Source organism: Seonamhaeicola sp. MEBiC01930 (assembly GCF_045277075.1).
Lineage (GTDB): Bacteria > Bacteroidota > Bacteroidia > Flavobacteriales > Flavobacteriaceae > Seonamhaeicola.
In genome coordinates this window covers 2427303-2450113 of record NZ_CP104270.1, presented here as the reverse complement: position 1 = coordinate 2450113, position 22811 = coordinate 2427303, and the positions used below count along the sequence as shown (strand labels likewise).

Below are 22811 nucleotides of genomic sequence, written 5' to 3'. Positions count from 1 at the left end.
AAGATACATTTTACTACTTACTGTTAATAATCATTTGCTTATTTTTGACTTATGCTGAAACAAAAAAAACTTTTCATAGCACTAAGTATAATTCCACAATATTTGGTGGTTTTATGGCTATCTAAAAATCCAGATTTTGTTGAAAGGTTTTACAGTAATGGACTGTACATTTATATCTCTAAACTTTTTAGATATATGTTAGGATGGTTACCGTTTTCATTCGGTGATTTTGTTTACACCATAAGTATAATTTATATATTACGTTGGATATATAAAAACCGAAAGCGCGTAATTAAAGACACCAGAAGATGGCTAATTGATGTAATATCTACCTTCGCCATTTTATATTTTGCATTTCACTTATTTTGGGGCCTAAACTATTATAGATTACCGCTACATAAAAGCCTTAATTTAAAACACGATTACACTACAGAACAACTAGTGGAAATTACGAAAGCGTTAATAAAAAAATCAAATTCTATTCATGGCCAGCTAGTTAAAGCTGATACTTTGAAAGTAGAATTCCCGTATTCTAAAAAAGATATTTTTAACAAAACACTTGATGGATATAATAACTTAAAAACGATATTTCCAAATTTGGAATACCACCCTAAAAGCATAAAAAAATCATTGTTCAGTTATCCATTAACCTATATGGGCTTTAGCGGTTATTTAAACCCATTAACTAACGAGGCTCAAGTTGATGCTTTAATTCCAACAATTAAATTCCCAACTACTTCTGCTCACGAAATAGCGCACCAACTAGGGTATGCTGCTGAAAACGAAGCCAATTTTATTGGATGCTTAGCTTCTATGAATAATGACGATATATATTTTAAATACTGCGGCTACACCTTTGGATTACGTTACTGCCTAAATGAAATCTACAAAAGAGATGAAGTACTTTTTAATGAAATAGCTAAGACAGTAAATAAGGGAATACTTAAACATTACGAAGAAGTAAGACTGTTTTGGGAAGCCCATGAAAACCCCATAGAACCAATGTTTAAAATATTCTACAGTGGTTATTTAAAAGCAAACAATCAAAATAAAGGTATGGAGAGTTATAGCTATGTGGTAGCACTTTTAGTCAATTATTTTGAAACTAACAACTTATGATTAAGCAAATTACAAGTCCGCAAAACTCATTAATAAAACAACTAGCACAATTAAAAGACAAATCGCGTGAGCGAAAAAAAACTAGCACGTTTTTAATTGAGGGTAAACGCGAAATTTCTTTAGCTTTAAACGGTGGTTATAAGTTAGAAACCATTTTAATCTATCCTGAATTATTTTCAATTCAGCAATTAAAGGATTTGACTAATCAACAAATAAACACCATAGAAATTTCTAAAGAGGTGTATCAAAAATTAGCATACCGTGAAACTACCGAAGGGATTTTGGCAGTAGCAAAATCTAAAAGTTTAATGCTTGATAATTTAACTTTTGAAACAAACGCCCCCTTAATTTTAATAGCAGAAGCACCTGAAAAGCCAGGTAATATTGGAGCCCTTTTAAGAACAGCTGATGCCGCTAATGCTGATGCAGTTATTATTGCCAACCCAAAAACAGACATTTACAACCCAAATATTGTACGTTCTAGTGTAGGATGTGTTTTTACCAATCAAATTGCAACTGGTACCACTTCGGAAATTGTTTCCTTTTTAAAGTCTAAAAACATTAATATATTTTGTGCGGCATTGCAAGCATCTACTACATATACCACACAAGATTACACCACACCATCGGCCATTGTAGTTGGCACTGAAGCAACTGGCTTAAGCACTGAATGGTTAGAAAATGCCACACAGAATATTATTATCCCCATGCAGGGAGAAATAGATTCTATGAACGTGTCTGTTGCAGCAGGAATTCTTATTTTTGAAGCAGTAAGACAACGAAAATTTAAATAAAAAATCATTCAGAGTACAGCGAAGAATCTGCTAAAACATGCCAGATAGCCACTTTGTTAAGAATGACTCTCAATGAAAAAAAATTAAAAATGACAGCAAATACCCTTTTCTATATCATCATTGGAATAATTATTTTAAACTTTTTAAAAGATAAAATAGTTGACGCTTTAAATGCTAAACATTTTAATGATAAACTTTCTGAAGAATTACAAGATGTTTATGATGATTCTGAATATAAAAAATCTCAGAATTATAAAGCTACAAATTATAAATTCAGCCTTTTAACATCAACGTTTTCAATAGCATTAACTTTAGGGTTTTTATTTTTAGACGGTTTTGAATTTGTAGATAATTTGGCTAGGAGCTATAGTACCAACCCAATTATTATTGCTTTAATTTTCTTTGGTATTATAATGATTGCAAGTGACATTCTTACCACTCCGTTTTCATATTACAGCACCTTTGTAATTGAAGAAAAATTTGGATTTAATAAAACCACTAAGAAAACCTTCCTATTAGATAAAATAAAAGGTTGGTTCATGATGATTATTTTAGGGGGCGGTATTTTAAGTTTAATTATATGGTTTTACCAAGCTACTGGAAAGTATTTTTGGATATACGCTTGGGGCTTAGTAACTATTTTTACGGTTTTCATGAATATGTTCTACTCTAAACTTATTGTACCTCTATTTAATAAACAAACACCTTTAGAAGAAGGTACTTTGCGTGATAAAATATCTGCTTATGCCAAAACCGTTGGTTTTAAATTAAATAAGATTTTTGTAATTGATGGCTCTAAACGAAGCACTAAGGCTAATGCCTATTTCTCTGGTTTTGGTAGTGAAAAACGCGTAACACTTTATGATACTTTGATTAACGATTTAGATGATGAAGAAATAGTAGCAGTTTTAGCCCATGAAGTTGGCCATTATAAAAAGAAGCATATTATTTTTAATCTGTTTGCATCCATTTTACTTACTGGGTTAACGCTTTATATTCTATCATTGTTTATTTCAAATCCGGTATTATCTCATGCTTTGGGTGTTGATAACGCTAGTTTCCATATTGGGCTTATTGCTTTTATGTTACTCTACTCCCCTATTTCTGAAATTACCGGGTTAATCATGAATGTATTCTCTAGAAAATTTGAATATCAAGCTGATGACTACGCTAAAAGCACCTATAAGGGCGAGCCTCTAATTACAAGCCTTAAAAAGCTATCTAAAAACAGCTTAAGCAATTTAACACCGCACCCGGCTTATGTGTTTATGCATTACTCTCATCCTACCTTATTGCAACGGATTAAGAATTTGAGAAAGTAACTGCTTTGGACAGTTTAAAAACTTGATTTTGTAATAAAATTCAGCTATCTTCGTTTAACAAAAGATATAAAACATTGAAACGATTTCATATCAAGTCGTTGTAGGTAATTAAAGCCCCCTAAAAACAAATAACTCATGAAAAAATTATTAATTATGCTATTGATTACAACAGCAGGAAACCTATTTGCTCAATCAAGTCCACAAAATTTAATTGATAACTTTTTTGCTACTTATGAAAAAGATGCTGGAAAAGCTGTAAAGGAATTATATGCGACTAATAAATGGACTGAAAGAATTAAAGATAATATTGACAAAATTATTGGAACGGTAAATGGATTTACTGATAGCTTTATGGGAGAATATTATGGATACGAGCTTATCACCAAGAAAAAGTTCGCTGAAAGCTTTGAATTATATTCTTATCTGGTAAAATATGACCGACAACCAATTCGTTTTATTTTTAAATTTTATAAACCAAAAGACAAATGGGTATTATATTCTTATGCGCTTGACGATGATTTGGATGACGAAATTCAGGAAGCCGCAAAACTTTACTATTTAGAGTTAGACATAGAATAAAACTACCTACAACAATGTATAAAAATAATATATAAGTTTATTCCTAAACCAAAGGTTAGAGCTCGTTTGCTTGCATCTGATTTTCCGTCGGAAAATCCTCGTTCTCAAACTACGCACTATTCTTTTACCAACACGTTAATCGAACCTTCCCAAAAAACAACCAACTTTAATCAAAGTAATATCCTTAGCAAAAAAATGCGTTAACGATTGAGCAACTGTTGGAGCTCTTTTTGTTTATAGATTCCTACCTTCGCGGGAATGACAGAAATAAAAAAGCAGCTTGCGAAAACGTGTTAAAACGCCAAAAAATAAAAGTGTATCTTTGCGGCTTTAAATGCCTCAGCGTGAGGCTGTGTTACTAGAAGTTTTAGGTTTAAGTATGTCGATTCGCTTCTTTATGTAACACTACATAACATAATCGAATACTTATTCAAGTAATGAACACATTCCAAGATTTAGGTTTGCAAGACAACCTATTACAGGCTATTAATGACTTAGGTTTTACCAAACCTAGTGAAGTACAAGAGAAAGCCATTCCTATTTTATTAAATTCTGAAACAGATTTGGTGGCCTTGGCGCAAACCGGAACAGGAAAAACAGCTGCTTTTGGCTTCCCTATGCTTCAGAAAATAAACGTTGATAGCAGAACCACACAAGGTTTAATTTTATCACCTACCCGCGAACTTTGTTTGCAGATAACTAATGAGTTAAAACTTTACGGCAAGTACTGTAAAGGACTAAACGTGGTTGCTATTTACGGAGGCGCAAGCATTACAGAGCAAGCTAGAGATGTAAAACGTGGTGCTCAAATTATTGTGGCTACTCCTGGTAGAATGAAGGACATGATTAAAAGACGCTTGGTTGATATTTCTAAAATAGAATATAGCGTTTTAGATGAAGCAGATGAGATGCTTAATATGGGCTTTAAGGAAGATATAACTGATATTTTATCTCATACACCTACCGATAAAAGCACTTGGTTGTTTTCTGCTACCATGCCAAAAGAGGTTGCCGCTATTGCTAAAAACTTTATGTATAAGCCACAGGAAATTACTGTTGGTCATAAGAATGAGGGTAGCAAGAATGTCTCGCATGAGTATTACTTAGTAAACTCAAGAGATAGGTACCAAGCTTTAAAACGATTGGCAGATGCCAATCCTGATATATTTTCAGTAATCTTTTGTAGAACTAAACGAGATACCCAGAAAGTTGCAGAAAAACTAATTGAAGATGGTTACAGTGCTGGAGCATTGCATGGTGATTTGAGCCAAAACCAACGTGATTTGGTAATGAAATCGTTTAGAAATAAACAAATTCAAATGCTAGTAGCTACTGATGTTGCTGCAAGAGGTATTGATGTTGATGATATTACGCATGTAATAAACTACCAGTTACCTGATGAAATTGAAACTTACACACACCGTTCTGGACGTACAGGGCGTGCTGGTAAAACTGGAGTTTCTATGGTTATTGTTTCTAAAAGTGAAATTAGAAAAATAAAGAGCATTGAGCGTATTATTAAAAAGCAGTTCACAAAGAAAGATATTCCAGATGGCTCCATAATATGTGAGGTACAGTTAATGTCTCTTGCTAATAAAATTCATAATACTGAAATTAACCATGAAATTGATAAACATTTAGACAGCATCAATGAATTGTTTGAAGACACAAGTAAAGATGAGTTAATCAAGAAATTTTTCTCTGTAGAGTTTACGCGTTTTTATAACTATTACCAAAAATCTAAAAACCTTAATATTTCTGACTCTGGTGACAAAGGACGTGATTTTGAAAGTGATTCAAAATCTACACGTTACTTTATTAATGTTGGAAAGAAGGATGGTTATGACTGGATGAGTTTGAAAGACTTCTTGAAAGAAGTTTTAGAACTTGGACAAGATGATGTATTTAAGGTAGAAGTAAAAGATAGCTTTTCATTCTTTAATACTGAAAATGACCAGAAAGAGAAAGTTCTGGCTTTCTTTACCGACTTTAAAAACAATGGGCGCTTTGTAAATGTTGAAGTTTCTGAAAACCGTGGTGGTAGAGGAAGACGTGATGGAAGAAGAAGTGGCGGAAGACGCGACGGACGTTCTGGAGGCGGAAGACGTGATGATAGACGAGGTGGTGGTGAAAAACGTTCTTCAAGACGAAGTGACTCTGATGGAAACAGAGGTGACAGACGTCGTAACGAAGGTAACTCTAAACCAAGACGATCAGATTCTGGCTCAAAGTCAAAAGATTTTGGAGCTTCAAGACCAAGACGTTCTAGGCGCTAATTAAACCGTTTTGTTAATTTTAAGTCAAAATACTACGCAAAACATACTATTACTTTTTTGTTTAGTACTTTTATGGAATAATTAGAGTTATATTTAAACACTATGAAGCACTACCTACTTGTTATCTGTTTTCTTTTTTCATCAGTGGTATTATTTGCCCAAGATGGTAAAACTGCTATTGGCGTAGTTTTAAATTCTGAAAACAACAAGCCTTTAGAGAGTGTGAACATTGTTAACCTAAATAAAGTTACAGGAACCACTACTAATAACAACGGAGAATTTAAAATAGCGGCAGAAGTTAATGATACTTTGCATTTTTCATTTTTAGGGTTTAAATCTATTAAGGTTAGAGTTACTAATGACTGGTTAAAATTTGGGCACTCTGAAATTAAACTAACAGAATTAGCCTTGGCACTTGAAGAAGTAGTGGTAAATCAACTTAGACTAACCGGTTACCTTGAAGTAGACATAGAACAGGTACAATTGCCTAATGACAATTATCGCTATAGTATTTCTGGTTTAACCAGTGGTTATGAAGCTTCAAAACCCAAAACTATTAATAAAATAATTGGTTCTATTTTTAACCCTGCAGATTTTTTACATAGAATGTTTGGTAAAAAACCCAATGAGCTAAGGAAATTAAAAAAAATGAAGCAGGATGATGAAATAAGAAATTTATTAGCTGCCAGATTTGATAGAGAAATGTTAACCGCTTTACTAAATGTTGAACGTGTTGATTTAGATGAAATTGTAAGCCAATGCAACTACTCAAAAGGGTTTATTCAAACAGCTAATGATCTTCAAATTCTTGATGCAATAAGTGAATGTTATGAAGAATACAAGCTATTAAGCAGAGGAAGAAATAACAGGCTTTAAACTTATTATATATAGTTAAATAAAAAAAGAGAAGCTAAAAAGCTTCTCTTTTTTATTTTGTTGAAACACCAAATCCTTTCTTTTTCCTTGGTATTGCTTATTTTTCAAGAAGATATTTTAATGATGTTAATCCTTCTTCAAAGTCTTTACCTACCGCTTTATCCATATTAAAAAACAACATAAAAATACTGAAAGGAAACCTGTTATTTCCAGAAAAACCCCAAGTAACTTTAGACCTTTTATCACCTAAATATTCCACCTTTAAAAAGGCATCAGACTGAGATTTCCAAGGTTTAAAAAATCTTAATTCAGATTCTATGATATCATTTTCTACAATACGCATAATTTCTTGTTCTCCAGAACCAACATCTTTATTACCGTCCCATTTTGAAATGAATCCTACCTCACCATCTGTTCCAATATATTCCTGATTCATATCTGGATCTTTTTTCTTCCATGGCGACCAGTCATTCTGGTTTTTAATATGTTTTAAATACTGAAAAACTTCAGATAAAGGTTTAGCAATTTCAATACTTCTTGAAACATTATATTTCTTAGGCGCTATTAAAACCAAGAAAAAAAACATGACTATTAATGCCAATAAAATATATAGGAGAACATACATATTTGAAATGTATTTAGAATAAACTAAAAATACAAAATTTAAATGTTATTATAAAATCGTGAAACAATTTCATCATAACTCTTGATGGTTTTAGAAATCCAATCTAATTTTTTAGTTTGTATTTCTTCATCCGTCAACTTCCAATTAATTTCCGTTTTTTTTAGCTTGTCAGTAACATGTTGTAAAATAATTGCAGCAGAAACAGATATGTTTAAACTCTCTGTAAACCCAACCATAGGAATCTTTAAAAAGCAATCTGCTTGCTCTAAAACCTCATCTGAAAGACCTTCTGTTTCTCTTCCAAAGAAGAAGCAGGACTTTTGGGTTATATCAAAATCATATAATTCACAGTTATTAGTATGAGGAGTGGTTGCTACAATTTGATAACCCTTTTGTTTTAAAATTGAAATACAATCTTTAACCGAATGAAATCTATTTAAGTCAACCCATTTTTGAGCACCCATTGCTATTTCTCGATCTATTTGTTTGGTGTTTTGCTCTTCTATAATGTTTACTTCTTGAATACCAAAAACATCACAACTTCTAATCACCGCACTGGTATTATGAAGCTGATAAACATCTTCTGTTGCAACCGTAAAATGCTTTGTGCGTTGAGACAACACCTTATCAAAACGTTTTTTTCTATTTTCTGTTAAGTAAGTTTCTAAATGTTGTAATAAATCTAAATCTATCATAACTCAAATGTAATAAAGTTGTATGAGAATTTAAGGTTAATAGTAATCCTACCCACTTTGTTTAGAAAATACAGAATAACTATTTTTATAATATGAAAAAACATATTGTTGTACTTACAGGTGCAGGCATGAGCGCTGAAAGTGGTGTAAAAACATTTAGGGATGCTGGAGGTCTTTGGGAAGGTCATGACGTTATGGAAGTGGCTTCATCTCAAGGTTACAAAGCAAACCCTGAGTTGGTTCTAGATTTTTATAACCAAAGACGCCGTCAATTATTTGAAGTAGAGCCCAATAGTGCTCATATTGATTTAGCCAAACTTGAAGTGAATTATAATGTTACTATTGTTACCCAAAACGTTGATGATTTACATGAACGCGCAGGAAGTTCTAATATACTTCATTTACATGGTGAACTTTTAAAAGTAAGAAGTACTTACGATGAAAATGATATTCTAGAATGGAAAAAAGATTTGGTTTTAGGTGATTTATGTAATAAAGGATACCAATTAAGACCTCATATTGTTTGGTTTGGGGAAGACCTTCCTTTAATTTCCAAAGCCATGGAAATTTGCGAAACTGCTGATATTTTATTAATCATTGGTACATCTATGCAAGTATATCCTGCTGCAGGTTTAATGTATTATGTTAATGAAGAAACACCTATATATTATATAGATCCCAATCCTGCGCTTTCAAATAAAAGTAATGTAACGGTAATCTCTAAACCAGCCACAATTGGGATGAAGGAGATGATAAATCTTTTAGACTAATTGGGGCATTGTATTAACTCATTTTGGCATTTAATAAAGCCTTCCCTACTCCTGTCTGTAAACTATAATCAAAATATGGTACTACTGAATCAATCTTTCCTAAAATGCTCTCAATTTCTCTATAGGTTTTATTTAAAGATTTATAATAATCCAGCCATTTAATAATAGTGTCATCTATAACCTGTTCTCTACACCATACTAAAAAGTCATCACTCGCTTTATAAATTTCTAAAGCAACCAAGGTCAGGTAAAGATTTATTAATGGTTTTTCATTATTAAAATGTTGGTATTCATCATCTATAAAAATATTCCATGAATTACCGCTTATTGTAATAGTCACCCAGAAAGCATCGGGTTTATTATCTATACTGTCAACCTTCTCAAAATAGATTTCAAAATCTTTGAAGTATTGTTTTAATATTTCTATTTCAGGATAAATACTCAATCTTATTTAACTTAATCTTTTGTTTTTACTGTTACTGGTAAGCCTTCCTCTCCTGCGTAAAACACTATTATTTCGGCTGGTTTATTTTTTTCATTAACACCATAATGAATTTTGTTTACTAACTCTACAATAACATCACCCTCTTTTAAAATTAAAATATTTTTATCTATATCAACCACTTTTAACTCTCCTTTTAATAAAACCCCGGTATTAATAACGGTGTGATAATGTTTATCCAATTTAGTATTTGGTGGTATGGTAATTTTTAAAACAGTAATTTCAGGTTTCCCTTTAGGATAATTAGGTAGTAAATCACCATTCCAACTTTGCGTTGTTTCTACTAATTTTACCACCTCTATTCCTGCTTCTTTTTTAACTCTACAAGATGCCAATAACATTAAAAACACTCCTATACCAAATAGTTTATATCTCATCTTTAATGATTCTGAATGTTAAATTAATTCTTGAATTTATCTTTTTAGTAGTCTTTGGTATTTTATGTTTCCAAAGGTGCTGTGTTGTGCCTTTCATAAGTAAAAAACTACCATGGGTTAAAGGAACATCTACCTTTTTTAAATCTTTTCTTTTTATATGTTTAAGTTGAAATGGGCGCGTTTCACCAAAAGACACTGAACCGATTACCGGATTTTTGCCCAACTCCTTTTCATTATCTTGATGCCAATCGTTACTGTCATTTCCATCTCTATAATAATTGAGTAAACAAGTTGAAAACTTAACTTTTGAAACCATTTCAATACGTTTCTTAATAAATAATAAATCTGTAGTCCAATTGTGAGGGTTCATGGTTATACCAGAATACGAATAAGATTTATTTTTATCACCATATAAAGCAGATAGCCTAGGAACATTAAATACTTTTCCGTAAAATTTAATTTGATCTTGTTGCCATTGAATAGAGTCTTTCAATCTTTTGAATAATCTATCAGATTCTTCTTTTGAAAAACAATTATCGTAAAGCTCTATTTCAGCATCTGGTAAATCAAAAGCCACTTTCTGATTATCATTATCAAATAAAAGTATTTGGTTACTCATAATTATAACTTGAAACAACCCTATTATCTTACCAAACTAAAGTGACCTTTGTAAATTTTCGAATTTCCTGAATTATCAATCAAATTAGCAACAAACCAATAATCATCTCCACTTAGAGATTCACCATTAAATGTGCCGTTCCAACCTGAAACCCCAGGAATTAGTTGTTTTATTAACTTTCCGTATCTATCATAAATATGGATTGTAGAACTGGATGTATAATCATTACCCAACCCCTGTATATTCCAAGTATCATTAAAGGCATCTCCATTGGGGGTAAAAAACTTAGGAAACCCTAAAACAAATATTGACAACTCCTTCGTTCCACAACCATTTTTATCTCTTACATATAACAATCTATTTCCAGAATGAACATGATCAAAAAACGGAGTGTCTTGGAAAGGTCCAAATTCATTATCTAAAGAATACTCATAGTCTCCAATACCAATATTGGAAGTATCAATTGTAATAGTATTGTTATCCGACAATTCTTCAATTGTTACGTTTTCAATTTCAATATCCGAAATTCCAGATTCAACCACATTGAAAGTTTCTGGAAAAGAATCACAATTAAAAACGGAAGTTGCAATTACTGAATATTCACCACCTTCATTTACTTGAACCGTTGATGAATTTCCTATTACAGTTCCATTTCCATCCCTCCATTCATAGGAGTAATTTCCATTAGGATTATAGGTACTCAAAGTTATTGGGCTGCCATTTAAACAAAAAATATTGTCTTGATCTACCTGAAATTCTGGTCTTGGATGAACCGTTAACAACAAATGCGGACCTATACCAAAACATTCCCCATTATCGTCACTTTCAACCCTTACATATAGCGTTTCTAAAAAAGATGTTTGGTTTTCGTAATTTAAAACATTTGTTATCTCATTCTCTTCTAATTGTGCATCAGATAAATTATGAAAATAATGAACACTTAAATTCTGTCCCGTTGGAAAAACGTTTATAAATGTAGATGAGGCAGAAGTTAAATTAAATTCAGTAATACCATCAGCAGTATCATCGGCATCACACAAATCTAACTCATGAGTATACCCTAATGGAAACGACGTTGTAGATACTTCCAAATTAATAGTTGACACCTTATAACATCCAGTATTTGCAAACTCTACCTTAGCGTAAATAGTATTCGCTGTTTGATTATTAAAAGGAGATGCCGCAACCTGATTAACATGTTGTTCTGCATCAAGCGCCGATAAATAAAAAGTAATGTTTACTCCAGTCAAATCTTCACTTGTTAAAATAGAATTGACTTCATTTAAATTAAAGCCTGTAAAGCCATCGGGGGTTCCATCTTCATCACAATTTTTAAACACTATTGATGCCAAAACATTGGGTAACGGATTAACTTGAATATTAAAAAATGTGTCAGTAAAACAACTTGAATCTGCATTATTAGACATTCTAACATAAATAGTCTGACCTCCCGCTATTGTGTTTTGAAAAGTTAGTGGGTTAGTAATTTGATTGCTATAAGCTATATCAGTGAAATATGTAAAGTTAAAATCTGTACTAGACATCCCGTTTAATAAAATGGACTCATGATTTGTTAAATTAAACACAGTAATTCCATTAGTATCATCGCCATCCAAATCATCATCACAGGTTTCTAAAGCAGGAATATCAGAAGCAGCTAATGGAACGATAGTTTCGTAAATAATAACGTCAACGGCTAATCTTGACAAACTCTCACATGTGTTTTCGGTTTGAGAAGCATAGTAAGTTGCGCTTGTTAATATATCAGTTGAGTTTAACGGTGTTGAATCTGTATTGGTAGCGTACCACAAAATATCTGTTCCTGCTACCGTTAAATCACCTATGGTAGCATTATCTAAATCACAAAAAGTTTGCGATGAATTACCTGTTGGAGTCTGTGTTTGCTGAACAGCTAACGTTACTGGAGTTCTTGTAGTTGAGGTACACCCATTTTCTGTAGCATCAACATAAAAAACAGTTGTAGTTGTTAGAACTGGAGTTGTATAGGACGGTCCTGTAGCAATAGCGGTCCCCCCAGTTGAAACATCAAACCAACTAATAGTTCCAGCGGAAGCAGTTGCCGATAGTGTAGCAGAACCTTGATCACAAACTAATTCATCGGTTACAGATGTAATATTTGGAATTTGGTTAACTATAGCTGTAACTTGAGTTCTCTCTCCTTCTAAACACCCATTAACCGATGCTATCACATAATAATTTGTAGTTGCCGTTAAAATTGGGGTTGTAAATGTTGTTCCTGTATAAACCTGATTCCCTCCTATTAAAGCATCAAACCAAATAACATCTCCATTAGTAGCTGTTGCCTCTAATATGGCATTTCCTTGACTGCAAATTTCTGCCTCAACTATATTTGAAATTGAAGGCATTGTAATTCTTGTACTAGCAGATAGATTTATAATTGGATCCCCAGGCATCCCACCATATTCAACAATATATCCTTGAGGATGATAATTTCCATCTGAACCTTCATTAGGTAAATCGTTCCAGGTTCCTAATTCAGCCTCATTAGGCACTAAATTAGGAGAGACAATATGAGCATAATCCTCACCTCCAGAATTATTAGGCTCGTTACCTAAGGTATTATTCCAATTCTCATAAGGAATATCTGTGCCTGCCGTAGTGCCATTTCCTAAACCAAACCAAAACGTGCTTCCAGCTTCAGGCCCAGTCATCCATTTCCATGTTCCTTCAGTATCTTCATCGCTTGCTCCAATCCAACCTGTTCCCTTTGCTTGCTCTCCTGCTAATTGCGCCTCTTCATCAGATGTTATTGTAACCAAATAACCTTGTAAGCCAAAGTAAGTTCTAGCAGAAGCCGCAGCTCTTGCATCTGTCCATGTAATGCCCACATCCGACACATATTCATAATAATGATCCGTTGAAGGTAAATAGTTGGCATCACCAACAGTAAATGAGAAAAACTTATCTCCTGAAACACTTGATGAATTACTTTGAAAAACCACATCGTAAACTGCAGCTATTAAATCTGTATAACTTACATTAACACCTCCAACTCCTAATAAGGATAGTTTACCTTCTAAACTGTCCCAAGAAGCAACAATATTAGGATGACTACCCGTTAAGACTAAAGTATCTTCTCCGTTAATATATCCTGTAGATATTTGAATATACAATGCTTCTATTTCCGTATCATCAGGATCTATAATATTAAAATCTGAAACAATATTAACTTGACTTAACGGGCAATACGATTGATCTCCTGTTGCTATAATATTTGGTGGCACATTAACTTGAGACCAACCTAAAGCATTATAGCACAAAGCAAATAGAATTAATAAAACTTTATTTTTCTGAACCATTAAATAATATTTAGGCTTTAAAAAAGTAAACATAGTAAATTGACCATAATTACATTAACACATTTCACTTCAAGACTATCACAAATGGTTCATTTTAGCTTAAATTATTAAAACACCTAGAGTATTTGAAGTATTTATTCAAAACTCGCTTACTTTAGAAATATGTTGACAAAACTTTCAATAAAAAAACTAGCCTAGTCAAGAATAAAAATTGAACTCATGTTATAAACCTTATCTAACTAAACTAAAATGACCTTTATACTGACTAATATTTCCGTTTTCATCTTTCAAATTAGCAACATACCAATAGTCATCTTTTGCAAGAAGTTTCCCGTTTAAAAAACCATTCCATCCATTATTTAAGGGGCTTAGAGTTTTTATTAATTTTCCGTATCTTGTATAAATATATATTTCAGAATCCTGCGCGTAGTCATTATTAAACCCAATAATGTTCCATAAATCATTAAAACCATCACCATTAGGTGTAAAAAATTTAGGAAAACCTATAACAGACACTTCTATTGAAGAAGGCGAACAATCATGTTCGTTCTTAACATAAATTGTATGAATTCCAGCAGGAACATCTTCAAAAAATGGCTCATCTTGATACATCGTATTGTTTATAGCATATTCATAGCTACCGGTTCCTAATTGAGACTCATTTATAGTAATTTTATTATTATTATTAGAATTTTCAATTACACTAAGCATTTCTTTTGTTAATATAGGTGATACAACTTCAGTTACATGCACTTTATACTTAGCTGATTCACATATACTAAAACCATAATCATAAGTAGCTATTACGCAATAGGTTCCGCCCTCAGTCACTTCCAAATAACTATCTACACCTATAACTTCATTGGAATTTTTCTCATTTACCCATTCATAATTATAAGTATTTAAAGCATTAGTGGTACTAATGGTAATACTAGAACTATCAGTTGTGCATAAAATTATTTCTTCATCAACATTAAATTGGGGTTGTTCTAATACTTCTAGCCTAATATGGGGTCCAAGTCCTAAACAACTATTATCAATTCTACTATCTACCCTTACATAAATATCTTGACCATATTCATAACCAATATTTTCATAAGAAGAAGGATTTATAGGAGCTACCTCTGCCAATGCATCTTCTAAATTTCTATAATATTTGATATCTATTTGTTGACCAATGGGAAATAAACCTTCTATATCTGTTGCCACATCCTTAAAATTAAACAATGTTATACCATCAGCATCACCATTATCACACTCATAAATTACTCTATTAAAAACAGCAGGGATTTGAGTTGTTGAAACAATTAAATTAATTTCCCCAACTTTAAAGCAACCGCTATCATTTTCTACTCTTGCCCATACAGTATCAGCACTTTGCACTTCATTTATGAAAGAAATTGGTGCATTTATAGCGTTTATGTTATCAATAGCTTCTTGTTGTGTTTTAAAAAAAGTGAAGTTTAAAATTGAAGAATTGTTAGAGAACTTCTCTTTAGCTTCATTTAAATTGAAACTACTAAAACCATCTATATCATCATCACATTGTACTAATTCAACAATAGGGGCTATTTCTGGTAAAGGAAAAATTTCAACTTCTGAAGTAACAAAAGGCTCTGGACCACATCCTGTAGGTATTGTAGTTGTTACAGTATAAATTCCTGGAGCGGAAAAAATATGTGTTGGCTCTAATTCTGTAGAAGTATTTTCAATCCCAGAAGCTGGATCTCCAAAATCCCAAATTACGGCACCTACTTCTTCTTTCAATTTAAAACTTGTGGCATCCTGATAACAAAAATTTTCTGACTCAATTTCATTATGAAAAAAGGGATGCATATAAGTTGGTAAAGTTGTACCTGCCCATTTATTAAAGGAAATTATACGCCTTACGTAATCACAACTAGAACCTAAATTATTAGGAATATTAATAACCGATAACCCCCCAGGTGATAATGTGTAAATTTTTCTATTTGGAGCTAATTGTAATGCAAATACTTGATTTAGACCAGTTACACCATCATCATATAATAATATTTCCGAACTAGGTATATCTGTGGCATTTAAATTATATTGAAGCAAAGCTTCTCCATTACAAGCATAAAGTATATCATTTGAAGGAGAAAATTCAACATCCATTAAACCGCTCCTTCTTGTAACAAAATCCACATTACTAAATCTACCCGTATTATTGTCAAAATCTATTATAGAAAGACCTGAGGCATAATTGCATATTGCCAACTTCTCACCATTAGGTGAAAACTTCATTCCTCCGGCATATAAATCGCTTGCCTTAAAAATGTTAGTCATTGCACTCACAACAGGAGTTGAATTAACACCAGCTGCTGTTACCAAAAAAGAATAAAAATTGGTATTATCATAACCATAAACCGTTAACCATATACCTTCACCATTTTTATGTCGTGTTGCATGTATTTGTTCTGCTAAGGGGGATAGGAGAAATGTGTTTTTTGTTTTAACAGTTCCTAGCCCTCCATTTGCACTCATATCTATAACGGAATATGTTAAACCAGCACTACTACCTTGTTCTGCCAAGGTAAATACATAGTACTCACTTAAACTATTAGGACGTTTAACAACCATTACCGTTTGTTTTGAAGTAACACTTTCAACTCCCCTTAACACAGAATTACCTCCAAGTCCAGTTCCATTATCCATTATTCTATTGTCTTTATCCCAAATAGTTATTCCATTTGTATAAAACAATAAATTACCTTGACTATCAGATATTGAACCAAAACCATTAGAAACTGTTGTTGTTGATGCTCCATTTATAGCAGTGGGTTCACAAGAATTAAAATCTATCCCTGAGACAACACCAAAATGCCAAATATTAGCTTCTCTTTGAGAGTAGCTTAGTTGCATGAATAAGGTCACAATTAAAATTAAAAGTCTTTTCAATAGTAAGTTCATGATTAACAAAAATATGTTTTTTTTGGTCTACTAAATTGAGGAACAAAAAATTAATCAAAAATGCTAAGACCTGTTCTTCTCCTCAATCCATTTACTCATAAACTTAGTACTTTGAAGCGTATGATGATACAACATTTGCCCTGTAAAATTGTTAATACGTTTTTTATAAAGATTCTTAATTACTAGTTCTACTCGCTCTAAAAATACATTTTGATAATACGACTTTCTAAATCGAGAATTTATAACATCAAACCCATTTCGCTGTTTTTCTTCCCAAAGATTTTCATCTTGATACAGAGCTATTGCCTTTTTAGAAAACTCTTCTGGCTTATCTTCAATAAAACCATTAGATTTTAACTCCCCAAACATCCCCTCAGAACCAATGGTGGTAGTAACGCATGGTGTACCATTTTGCATGGCATCAATTAATTTACCTTTTAAGCCAGCACCAAATTGTAATGGCGCCAAACATAATCTAGCTTGTTTTAAAATAGTAGAAGCACTTTCTGCAAATCCGTTAATGATAAACCCTTCTTTTGAATTATGAAGCTGATTAACTTTTAATGAGGCATATGCTCCATATACATGCATTTGCACATCAGACACCTGACTCCTAATAAAAGGCCAAATATTCTGTTTTAAATATAAAACAGCATTGTAATTAGGCTCATGTAAAAAATTTCCAATAGTTACAAAATGTCTCCTACTTTGAAATTTAGGCAAATTATCAATTTCATGGTCCTTTAGTTCATCAAGCATAAAAGGCAAATACAACAAAAGTGATTCATCAACTTTAAAATCATTTTTTAAAAATTCCATTTCTGCCTCAGAAATGATTAAACTAATATCACACCTATAAATACTTGCTATTTCCCGTTTAGCTACATCATTAAACAGGTAAGTTTTGTTAAATTCAGCATTATCCTTTAAAGCTTGATACCTTCCTTTTCTCAAACAATGTAAATCTTCAGTATCTAAAATCCTTAAGGCATCAGGACATTGTTCAGAAACGCGCCATCCAAATTGTTCTTCGGTCATAAACCTATCAAACAGTACCACATCAGGATTCATTTCTTTAACAAAAGCATCAAAACTAGAGCTATTCAATTCTATTGCTACTTGAGAAACGCCAATAGCCTCTAAATTAAAAGCTTTATCTGATTTAGCGCAGGCCGTAGCAAAAGTAATATCATAATCATTTAACTGAAAGGCTTCAATTAACTGCATCATTCTACTACCGGCTGCTGAGCTTCTAGGCTCTGGCCAAACAAAACCAATTACTAATAATTTTTTACCCATAAAAAGCATGCTTAAAATTTATAAAAATATAGCCCCAAAATGAGGTCTCATTTATAAATTAGAATTTGAAGTTTTAGACTATTCAGGCTCTGGTTCTAGGGCATACTTTAAACGTACGTTTTTTGCCCAATCTACAATAGCCTTTATTTGTTCATCAGATAATTTAGCTTCTGAATGTGTCCAAGTATAAGATTCTAATGGCATTTTTTTCTCTTCAACTTCCTCAATTAATTCTTCAATTTTATGATCTTTTCGCTTTACTGAATTGCCTTTCCATTTTGACACATTGAAATCCTTTTTCCCATGGTCAACATGTCGTTTTAGCCAGTAATTTACTGGTGTAATATTATTATACCATGGATACCTGGTTACATCACTATGGCAATCAAAACAAGCTTCCTTTAATATTAACTTCACATCTGCAGGCGGATTGGTTTCTAATAAAAAAGGTTCTATACTAGCAATTTCTCCTTGATTTTTATCTGGTCTAAAAAACTGGGCAATTATAAATACAATTAAAAGAAACAAAAGCACTTTTTTGACTATCTTCATTTTAAATATTTCTTATAAATTTACTTTTTAAAAGTAATAAAATTCCTTTTGACAACTGAGCAACTTTACAACGAATTAAATTACGTAAATCATTCACGTGAAAAACGCACCTATTATTCTAATCTGGTAATTGATAACCCTAAGCTAGTTTCTAAACTTTTAGAAATACTTTTTAAGGTAGATGATAAAATTTCACCTCGTGCTGCATGGGTTTTTGAGTTTATGTGTACAAACAACATTAATTTTATAATACCTCACTTAGATACATTTACACAGAACATCCACAAAGTTCATCTTGATTCTGCGGTAAGGCCTGTTGCAAAAATTTGTGAGCTTATTGCCAAGGCTTACATTTCTAAAGATGATAACCAAATTAAAACAAATTTAAACACTGCTCATAAAGAACGTATTATTGAAACCTGCTTTGATTATATGATTAATGACGAAAAAGTTGCACCTAAAGCCTACAGCATGTCTACACTATATATGTTTGGAAAAGAATATGATTGGATTTACCCTGAATTAACTACTATTCTTGAGCGTGACTTTTCTAGCCAAAGTGCAGCCTTTAAGGCTAGGGCAAAACATATTCTCAAAAAGATTAAAAAGTAAAATAAAGAAGTTGTGAAATTCAAAAAACTTCACCAATCTAGTTTCTAGCTTCCATCTAAAAATCATATCTTTGCAACTTCTTAAAATTCACATTAAATATGTCATTATCTGTATTAAATGCCATCTCTCCAATTGATGGACGTTATAGAAGTAAAGTCAACGAATTAGCACCATTCTTTTCTGAAGAAGCTCTTATAAAATATCGCGTTTTAGTTGAAATAGAATATTTTATTGCTCTTTGTGAATTACCTTTACCTCAACTTACAGATGTTGACAATAGCCTTTTTGAAGATTTAAGAGCTATTTATAAAGATTTTTCAACGGAAGATGCTTTAGCTATCAAAAAAATTGAAAGTGTAACCAACCACGATGTTAAGGCTGTTGAATATTTTATTAAAGAAAAATTTGATGCTTTAGGGTTATCACAATATAAGGAGTTTATTCACTTTGGATTAACCTCCCAAGACATTAACAATACAGCTATTCCCTTAAGTATTAAGGAAGCTATGAACGATGTTTACGTTCCTGAGTATTTTACTGTTTTAAACAAATTAAAAGAATTAGTTGTAGAATGGGCTAATGTACCCATGTTAGCTAGAACTCATGGACAACCAGCATCTCCAACTCGCTTAGGTAAAGAAATTGCCGTTTTTGTAACCCGTTTAGAGGAACAATTTAATTTATTAAACGATATCCCAAGCGCTGCTAAATTTGGTGGTGCCACAGGTAATTTTAACGCGCATCATGTTGCTTATCCCAATATTGACTGGAAGGCTTTTGGAGATTCCTTTGTTCAGGAAAAATTAGGATTACACCACTCGTTCCCAACTACTCAAATTGAGCATTATGACCACATGGCCGCTTTATTTGATTGTTTAAAACGTATCAATACTATTTTAATTGATTTAGACCGTGACGTTTGGACTTACGTTTCTATGGATTATTTCAAACAAAAAATTAAAAAAGGAGAAGTTGGTAGTTCTGCAATGCCTCATAAAGTAAATCCAATTGATTTTGAAAACAGTGAAGGTAACTTGGGTATTGCTAATGCTATTTTTGAACACCTTTCAGCTAAATTACCTATCTCAAGATTACAACGTGATTTGACTGACAGTACTGTATTACGTAACGCAGGGGTTCCATTTGGACATACCATAATTGGTTTTAAAGCCACTTTAAAAGGTCTTAATAAATTACTTTTAAATGAAAGTAAGTTTGCTCTAGATCTTGAAAATAATTGGGCTGTGGTTGCTGAAGCCATTCAAACCATATTACGTAGAGAGGGATACCCTAACCCTTATGAAGCTTTAAAAGGCTTAACAAGAACTAACGAAAAAATAAATCAAGACTCTATTTCAAATTTTATTGATACTTTAGAGGTATCTGATACAATAAAAAATGAATTAAAACGTATTACTCCTAGTAACTATACAGGGATTTAACAATTATTATGCTCTCAGACAAACAGTCTTTAATACTTTGTGGTTTAATGGTTGGTGGAATTTTCACCACAGGCCTCTTAGATATATTAGATAATTTTTTGATCTTAACATTACTTACTATTATTTTTTTAGCTATTATTCTTAATCTAATATCTACCAAAACATTTATTCCCAAAGAAGAAGAATTGGAAGAATAAATTATAATACTATTCTTGAATTATAATTTCATTTGCGCTCCTTCTTTTATTTAAATCTGTGGAGTCTATTTTCATAAAACTTTTGTGAACCCAGTTTTTCTGATGCAAGTCTATGGTAGTAAAAACTACGTTTCCGGTTTCGTTTTCAATAGTTTCAAAATTAGTTACTTCATTTATGTTTTTAACTTCTTTCTTACCCTGAGCCTTTACCACATTCATAAAAGCCAATATATCCTTTTGCCCTTTTTTAGAGGCTAACTTTTCTCCTTCATTAGTAACGGCTTCAATGATTACTGATTCAAGTATTTTATCCCATAAATCCTGAAAAAGCTGTTTATTATTGTATACCTCTACACCAAAAATTTCCCCATTTATAGTATAAGCATAACCAATTACATCCTTTTGTTTTATTAAATCTTTCAGTTTTTCGAAATAATCATCTCTTACTTTTATCAGCTCATCACTTTCCAAAGCTAATTGCAAACTTGATTTAGATTCATTATCCGATACATCTACGGCATATCCTTTTTTTAAAGAAAGTTTTTCGTTTAGATTTTCCTTTTGCTCAGAAACTTTATCCCATACCTTACTTTGATTTCTTTCATGCTTTGCTGCCAGCTTTAAATCCTTGGAAGAAATCATTTTTGTATTAGAACTAAATGCAATCACCTCCTCTTCAGCACGTTGTTCCCATCTCCCTTGTTCCACACAAAAACTTTCAAGTGAAACATTATTAGTCATAGGAGCAACAATCACATCAAAACTAATTGTTCTATCCTGTTTACCTCCTTTAACTATATCTCCAGAATGTATAAACACATATTCGTTGCTATTATTGTTAACGGAAAGCTGGTTAACATTACCTGTTTCAAATACAGTCACTTCCTTATTTTTCATTGATTCAGACAAAATATTATATCTATCTCCAACTATCTGCTCCTTTCCTGAAAGCATAAATATGCTTAAGTTTTCAATTGATTTAGGGCTGTTAATCTTAATACCATCAAGAATATATGTGGTTTCTTGAGTGTTAATGGCAACTTTGGCACTCGAATCTTTTTTATTACACGCTGTGAATAAAATAAAAAAAACGAAGAGTAAATTAATTGTGACGTTTGTTTTCATGATTTTGTTTTTTTTAAATGTAGTTTGATTGAAGATTAAATTAAATTAACATTTAGGCAAGCCTACATTGTCCTGAGTAAAACCCAATATTCATTTAGTTAAAGCGTTTCCTTAACTGCTTAATTTCCTACAAAAATGATTCCAAAAAAAATCCTCTAAAAAAATTTAGAGGATTTCATCATTATAACATTACTATAATTTACTTAAAGAAATTCATAATATCCTGAACTTGGTTTTCATTTACGTTAGCATTTTGTAAACTATGAAGTAGTACAGCCATTTTCTCTGGATTCATGTCATCACCTAAAACCCTAACAATAGCAAACCCCATATCTTTAGCGCTTCCAAAAACAACAACTTCATCAGCCTCTTCATCTGTTCCTATATATTTTACAACAATTTTTCTGCCTTGATCACTTACCTCTAGTAAATCTTGATATTTATCATCACTTAAAATAGTTTTAACCTTGGCTATTTCAGTGTTATAGGTTTCTAAATTAGAGTCTGTAGTTTTATAACCTAAAAAGTTAAGCCTTTTTACAGAATTATAGGCTTCATTTTCTTCTTCGGAGAAATTAGACTTATCAATTTCTATCATAGATATAGGAAAATCCTGTGAAATAAAATTGGTAGATTCCTGGCTATCTACATAATAACGCTGTAAAGTAACACCATTATCGCAGCCTATTAATAAGACTGCGATTAAAAAGGTGCAAAAAATATTTAAGATTGTTCGTTGCATGATTGATGATTAGTTA

At 32.1% G+C, this 22811-nt stretch carries 21 protein-coding genes; 10 read left to right on the top strand and 11 right to left on the bottom strand.

The features are described from left to right. Positions 1-51 precede the first annotated feature (51 nt). The 6 genes from N1F78_RS10750 to N1F78_RS10725 all read left to right on the top strand — a co-directional run bounded on the left by N1F78_RS10750 (position 52) and on the right by N1F78_RS10725 (position 6966). Positions 52-1119: a DUF3810 domain-containing protein gene (locus N1F78_RS10750; RefSeq protein WP_406683162.1), complete on the top strand. Its 1068-nt coding sequence runs from the start codon at positions 52-54 to the stop codon at positions 1117-1119. Further along, on the top strand, positions 1119-1913 hold the full coding sequence (locus N1F78_RS10745) for a TrmH family RNA methyltransferase (protein WP_406685686.1): 795 nt from the start codon (positions 1119-1121) through the stop codon (positions 1911-1913). The genes N1F78_RS10750 and N1F78_RS10745 overlap by 1 nt, the downstream gene beginning before the upstream one ends. An 89-nt stretch (positions 1914-2002) precedes the next feature. After that, positions 2003-3235: a M48 family metallopeptidase gene (locus tag N1F78_RS10740; protein WP_406683161.1), complete on the top strand. Its 1233-nt coding sequence runs from the start codon at positions 2003-2005 to the stop codon at positions 3233-3235. A gap of 135 nt (positions 3236-3370) precedes the next feature. Further along, positions 3371-3814, top strand: coding sequence for a hypothetical protein (locus N1F78_RS10735; protein WP_406683160.1), 444 nt, complete (start codon positions 3371-3373; stop codon positions 3812-3814). A gap of 437 nt (positions 3815-4251) precedes the next feature. After that, a complete protein-coding gene (locus N1F78_RS10730) occupies positions 4252-6090 on the top strand; it encodes a DEAD/DEAH box helicase (RefSeq protein WP_406683159.1) in 1839 nt (612 codons plus the stop codon). A 102-nt stretch (positions 6091-6192) separates the two neighbouring features. Then, on the top strand, positions 6193-6966 hold the full coding sequence (locus tag N1F78_RS10725; RefSeq protein WP_406683158.1) for a carboxypeptidase-like regulatory domain-containing protein: 774 nt from the start codon (positions 6193-6195) through the stop codon (positions 6964-6966). 97 nt (positions 6967-7063) lie between these two features. Here the strand turns inward: N1F78_RS10725 and N1F78_RS10720 are convergent, their stop codons facing one another. Together N1F78_RS10720 and N1F78_RS10715 are read right to left on the bottom strand one after the other, a co-directional pair. Beyond that, positions 7064-7591 carry an SRPBCC family protein gene (locus N1F78_RS10720; RefSeq protein ID WP_406683157.1) on the bottom strand — a complete coding sequence of 176 codons (528 nt, stop codon included), beginning with the start codon at positions 7589-7591 and terminating at the stop codon, positions 7064-7066. A gap of 38 nt (positions 7592-7629) precedes the next feature. Further along, positions 7630-8286, bottom strand: coding sequence for a TrmH family RNA methyltransferase (locus N1F78_RS10715; protein WP_406683156.1), 657 nt, complete (start codon positions 8284-8286; stop codon positions 7630-7632). Positions 8287-8378: 92 nt separating this feature from the next. Here N1F78_RS10715 and N1F78_RS10710 point away from each other — a divergent pair, with 92 nt between their 5' ends. Then, positions 8379-9056, top strand: a complete 678-nt coding sequence (locus N1F78_RS10710) for an SIR2 family NAD-dependent protein deacylase (RefSeq protein WP_406683155.1) — start codon at positions 8379-8381, stop codon at positions 9054-9056. A gap of 13 nt (positions 9057-9069) precedes the next feature. Here the strand turns inward: N1F78_RS10710 and N1F78_RS10705 are convergent, their stop codons facing one another. The 7 genes from N1F78_RS10705 to N1F78_RS10675 all read right to left on the bottom strand — a co-directional run bounded on the left by N1F78_RS10705 (position 9070) and on the right by N1F78_RS10675 (position 18677). Continuing rightward, positions 9070-9501 carry a hypothetical protein gene (locus N1F78_RS10705; protein WP_406683154.1) on the bottom strand — a complete coding sequence of 144 codons (432 nt, stop codon included), beginning with the start codon at positions 9499-9501 and terminating at the stop codon, positions 9070-9072. Positions 9502-9512: 11 nt separating this feature from the next. Beyond that, complete coding sequence (locus N1F78_RS10700; protein WP_406683153.1) at positions 9513-9935, bottom strand: cupin domain-containing protein; 423 nt, start codon at positions 9933-9935, stop codon at positions 9513-9515. After that, entirely contained in the window at positions 9925-10554 is a 630-nt protein-coding gene (locus tag N1F78_RS10695) for an alpha-ketoglutarate-dependent dioxygenase AlkB family protein (RefSeq protein WP_406683152.1), read from the bottom strand. The genes N1F78_RS10700 and N1F78_RS10695 overlap by 11 nt, the downstream gene beginning before the upstream one ends. Before the next feature lie 23 nt (positions 10555-10577). Beyond that, complete coding sequence (locus N1F78_RS10690; protein ID WP_406683151.1) at positions 10578-13895, bottom strand: T9SS type B sorting domain-containing protein; 3318 nt, start codon at positions 13893-13895, stop codon at positions 10578-10580. Between the two features lie 231 nt (positions 13896-14126). Then, positions 14127-16778, bottom strand: a complete 2652-nt coding sequence (locus tag N1F78_RS10685; protein ID WP_406683150.1) for a T9SS type B sorting domain-containing protein — start codon at positions 16776-16778, stop codon at positions 14127-14129. A 111-nt stretch (positions 16779-16889) separates the two neighbouring features. Further along, positions 16890-18125: a glycosyltransferase gene (locus tag N1F78_RS10680; RefSeq protein WP_406683149.1), complete on the bottom strand. Its 1236-nt coding sequence runs from the start codon at positions 18123-18125 to the stop codon at positions 16890-16892. 78 nt (positions 18126-18203) lie between these two features. Beyond that, positions 18204-18677, bottom strand: a complete 474-nt coding sequence (locus N1F78_RS10675) for a heme-binding domain-containing protein (RefSeq protein WP_406683148.1) — start codon at positions 18675-18677, stop codon at positions 18204-18206. 48 nt (positions 18678-18725) lie between these two features. Here N1F78_RS10675 and N1F78_RS10670 point away from each other — a divergent pair, with 48 nt between their 5' ends. The 3 genes from N1F78_RS10670 (at position 18726) to N1F78_RS10660 (ending at position 20928) form a co-directional block, all read left to right on the top strand. Next, on the top strand, positions 18726-19289 hold the full coding sequence (locus N1F78_RS10670) for an adenylosuccinate lyase (RefSeq protein ID WP_406683147.1): 564 nt from the start codon (positions 18726-18728) through the stop codon (positions 19287-19289). Positions 19290-19387: 98 nt separating this feature from the next. Next, positions 19388-20731: an adenylosuccinate lyase gene (gene purB / locus N1F78_RS10665; RefSeq protein ID WP_406683146.1), complete on the top strand. Its 1344-nt coding sequence runs from the start codon at positions 19388-19390 to the stop codon at positions 20729-20731. An 8-nt stretch (positions 20732-20739) separates the two neighbouring features. Continuing rightward, the gene (locus N1F78_RS10660) at positions 20740-20928 is read left to right on the top strand and encodes a hypothetical protein (protein WP_406683145.1); all 189 of its coding nucleotides are present in this window, start codon (positions 20740-20742) and stop codon (positions 20926-20928) included. Positions 20929-20937: 9 nt separating this feature from the next. On the opposite strand, the gene N1F78_RS10655 is transcribed toward N1F78_RS10660, so the two are convergent. Continuing rightward, positions 20938-22053, bottom strand: coding sequence for an ARPP-1 family domain-containing protein (locus tag N1F78_RS10655; protein ID WP_406683144.1), 1116 nt, complete (start codon positions 22051-22053; stop codon positions 20938-20940). 199 nt (positions 22054-22252) lie between these two features. Next, entirely contained in the window at positions 22253-22795 is a 543-nt protein-coding gene (locus N1F78_RS10650; protein ID WP_406683143.1) for a DUF4252 domain-containing protein, read from the bottom strand. Positions 22796-22811 lie beyond the last annotated feature (16 nt).

Bases quoted from the DNA above. Each gene is read 5' to 3' on its own strand.
- N1F78_RS10750 (WP_406683162.1), top strand. From the start codon at position 52: ATGCTGAAACAAAAAAAACTTTTCATAGCACTAAGTATAATTCCACAA.
- N1F78_RS10740 (WP_406683161.1), top strand. From the start codon at position 2,003: ATGACAGCAAATACCCTTTTCTATATCATCATTGGAATAATTATTTTA.
- N1F78_RS10735 (WP_406683160.1), top strand. From the start codon at position 3,371: ATGAAAAAATTATTAATTATGCTATTGATTACAACAGCAGGAAACCTA.
- N1F78_RS10730 (WP_406683159.1), top strand. From the start codon at position 4,252: ATGAACACATTCCAAGATTTAGGTTTGCAAGACAACCTATTACAGGCT.
- N1F78_RS10725 (WP_406683158.1), top strand. From the start codon at position 6,193: ATGAAGCACTACCTACTTGTTATCTGTTTTCTTTTTTCATCAGTGGTA.
- N1F78_RS10720 (WP_406683157.1), bottom strand. From the start codon at position 7,591: ATGTATGTTCTCCTATATATTTTATTGGCATTAATAGTCATGTTTTTT.
- N1F78_RS10715 (WP_406683156.1), bottom strand. From the start codon at position 8,286: ATGATAGATTTAGATTTATTACAACATTTAGAAACTTACTTAACAGAA.
- N1F78_RS10710 (WP_406683155.1), top strand. From the start codon at position 8,379: ATGAAAAAACATATTGTTGTACTTACAGGTGCAGGCATGAGCGCTGAA.
- N1F78_RS10700 (WP_406683153.1), bottom strand. From the start codon at position 9,935: ATGAGATATAAACTATTTGGTATAGGAGTGTTTTTAATGTTATTGGCA.
- N1F78_RS10695 (WP_406683152.1), bottom strand. From the start codon at position 10,554: ATGAGTAACCAAATACTTTTATTTGATAATGATAATCAGAAAGTGGCT.
- N1F78_RS10690 (WP_406683151.1), bottom strand. From the start codon at position 13,895: ATGGTTCAGAAAAATAAAGTTTTATTAATTCTATTTGCTTTGTGCTAT.
- N1F78_RS10685 (WP_406683150.1), bottom strand. From the start codon at position 16,778: ATGCAACTAAGCTACTCTCAAAGAGAAGCTAATATTTGGCATTTTGGT.
- N1F78_RS10680 (WP_406683149.1), bottom strand. From the start codon at position 18,125: ATGGGTAAAAAATTATTAGTAATTGGTTTTGTTTGGCCAGAGCCTAGA.
- N1F78_RS10675 (WP_406683148.1), bottom strand. From the start codon at position 18,677: ATGAAGATAGTCAAAAAAGTGCTTTTGTTTCTTTTAATTGTATTTATA.
- purB (WP_406683146.1), top strand. From the start codon at position 19,388: ATGTCATTATCTGTATTAAATGCCATCTCTCCAATTGATGGACGTTAT.
- N1F78_RS10660 (WP_406683145.1), top strand. From the start codon at position 20,740: ATGCTCTCAGACAAACAGTCTTTAATACTTTGTGGTTTAATGGTTGGT.
- N1F78_RS10655 (WP_406683144.1), bottom strand. From the start codon at position 22,053: ATGAAAACAAACGTCACAATTAATTTACTCTTCGTTTTTTTTATTTTA.
- N1F78_RS10650 (WP_406683143.1), bottom strand. From the start codon at position 22,795: ATGCAACGAACAATCTTAAATATTTTTTGCACCTTTTTAATCGCAGTC.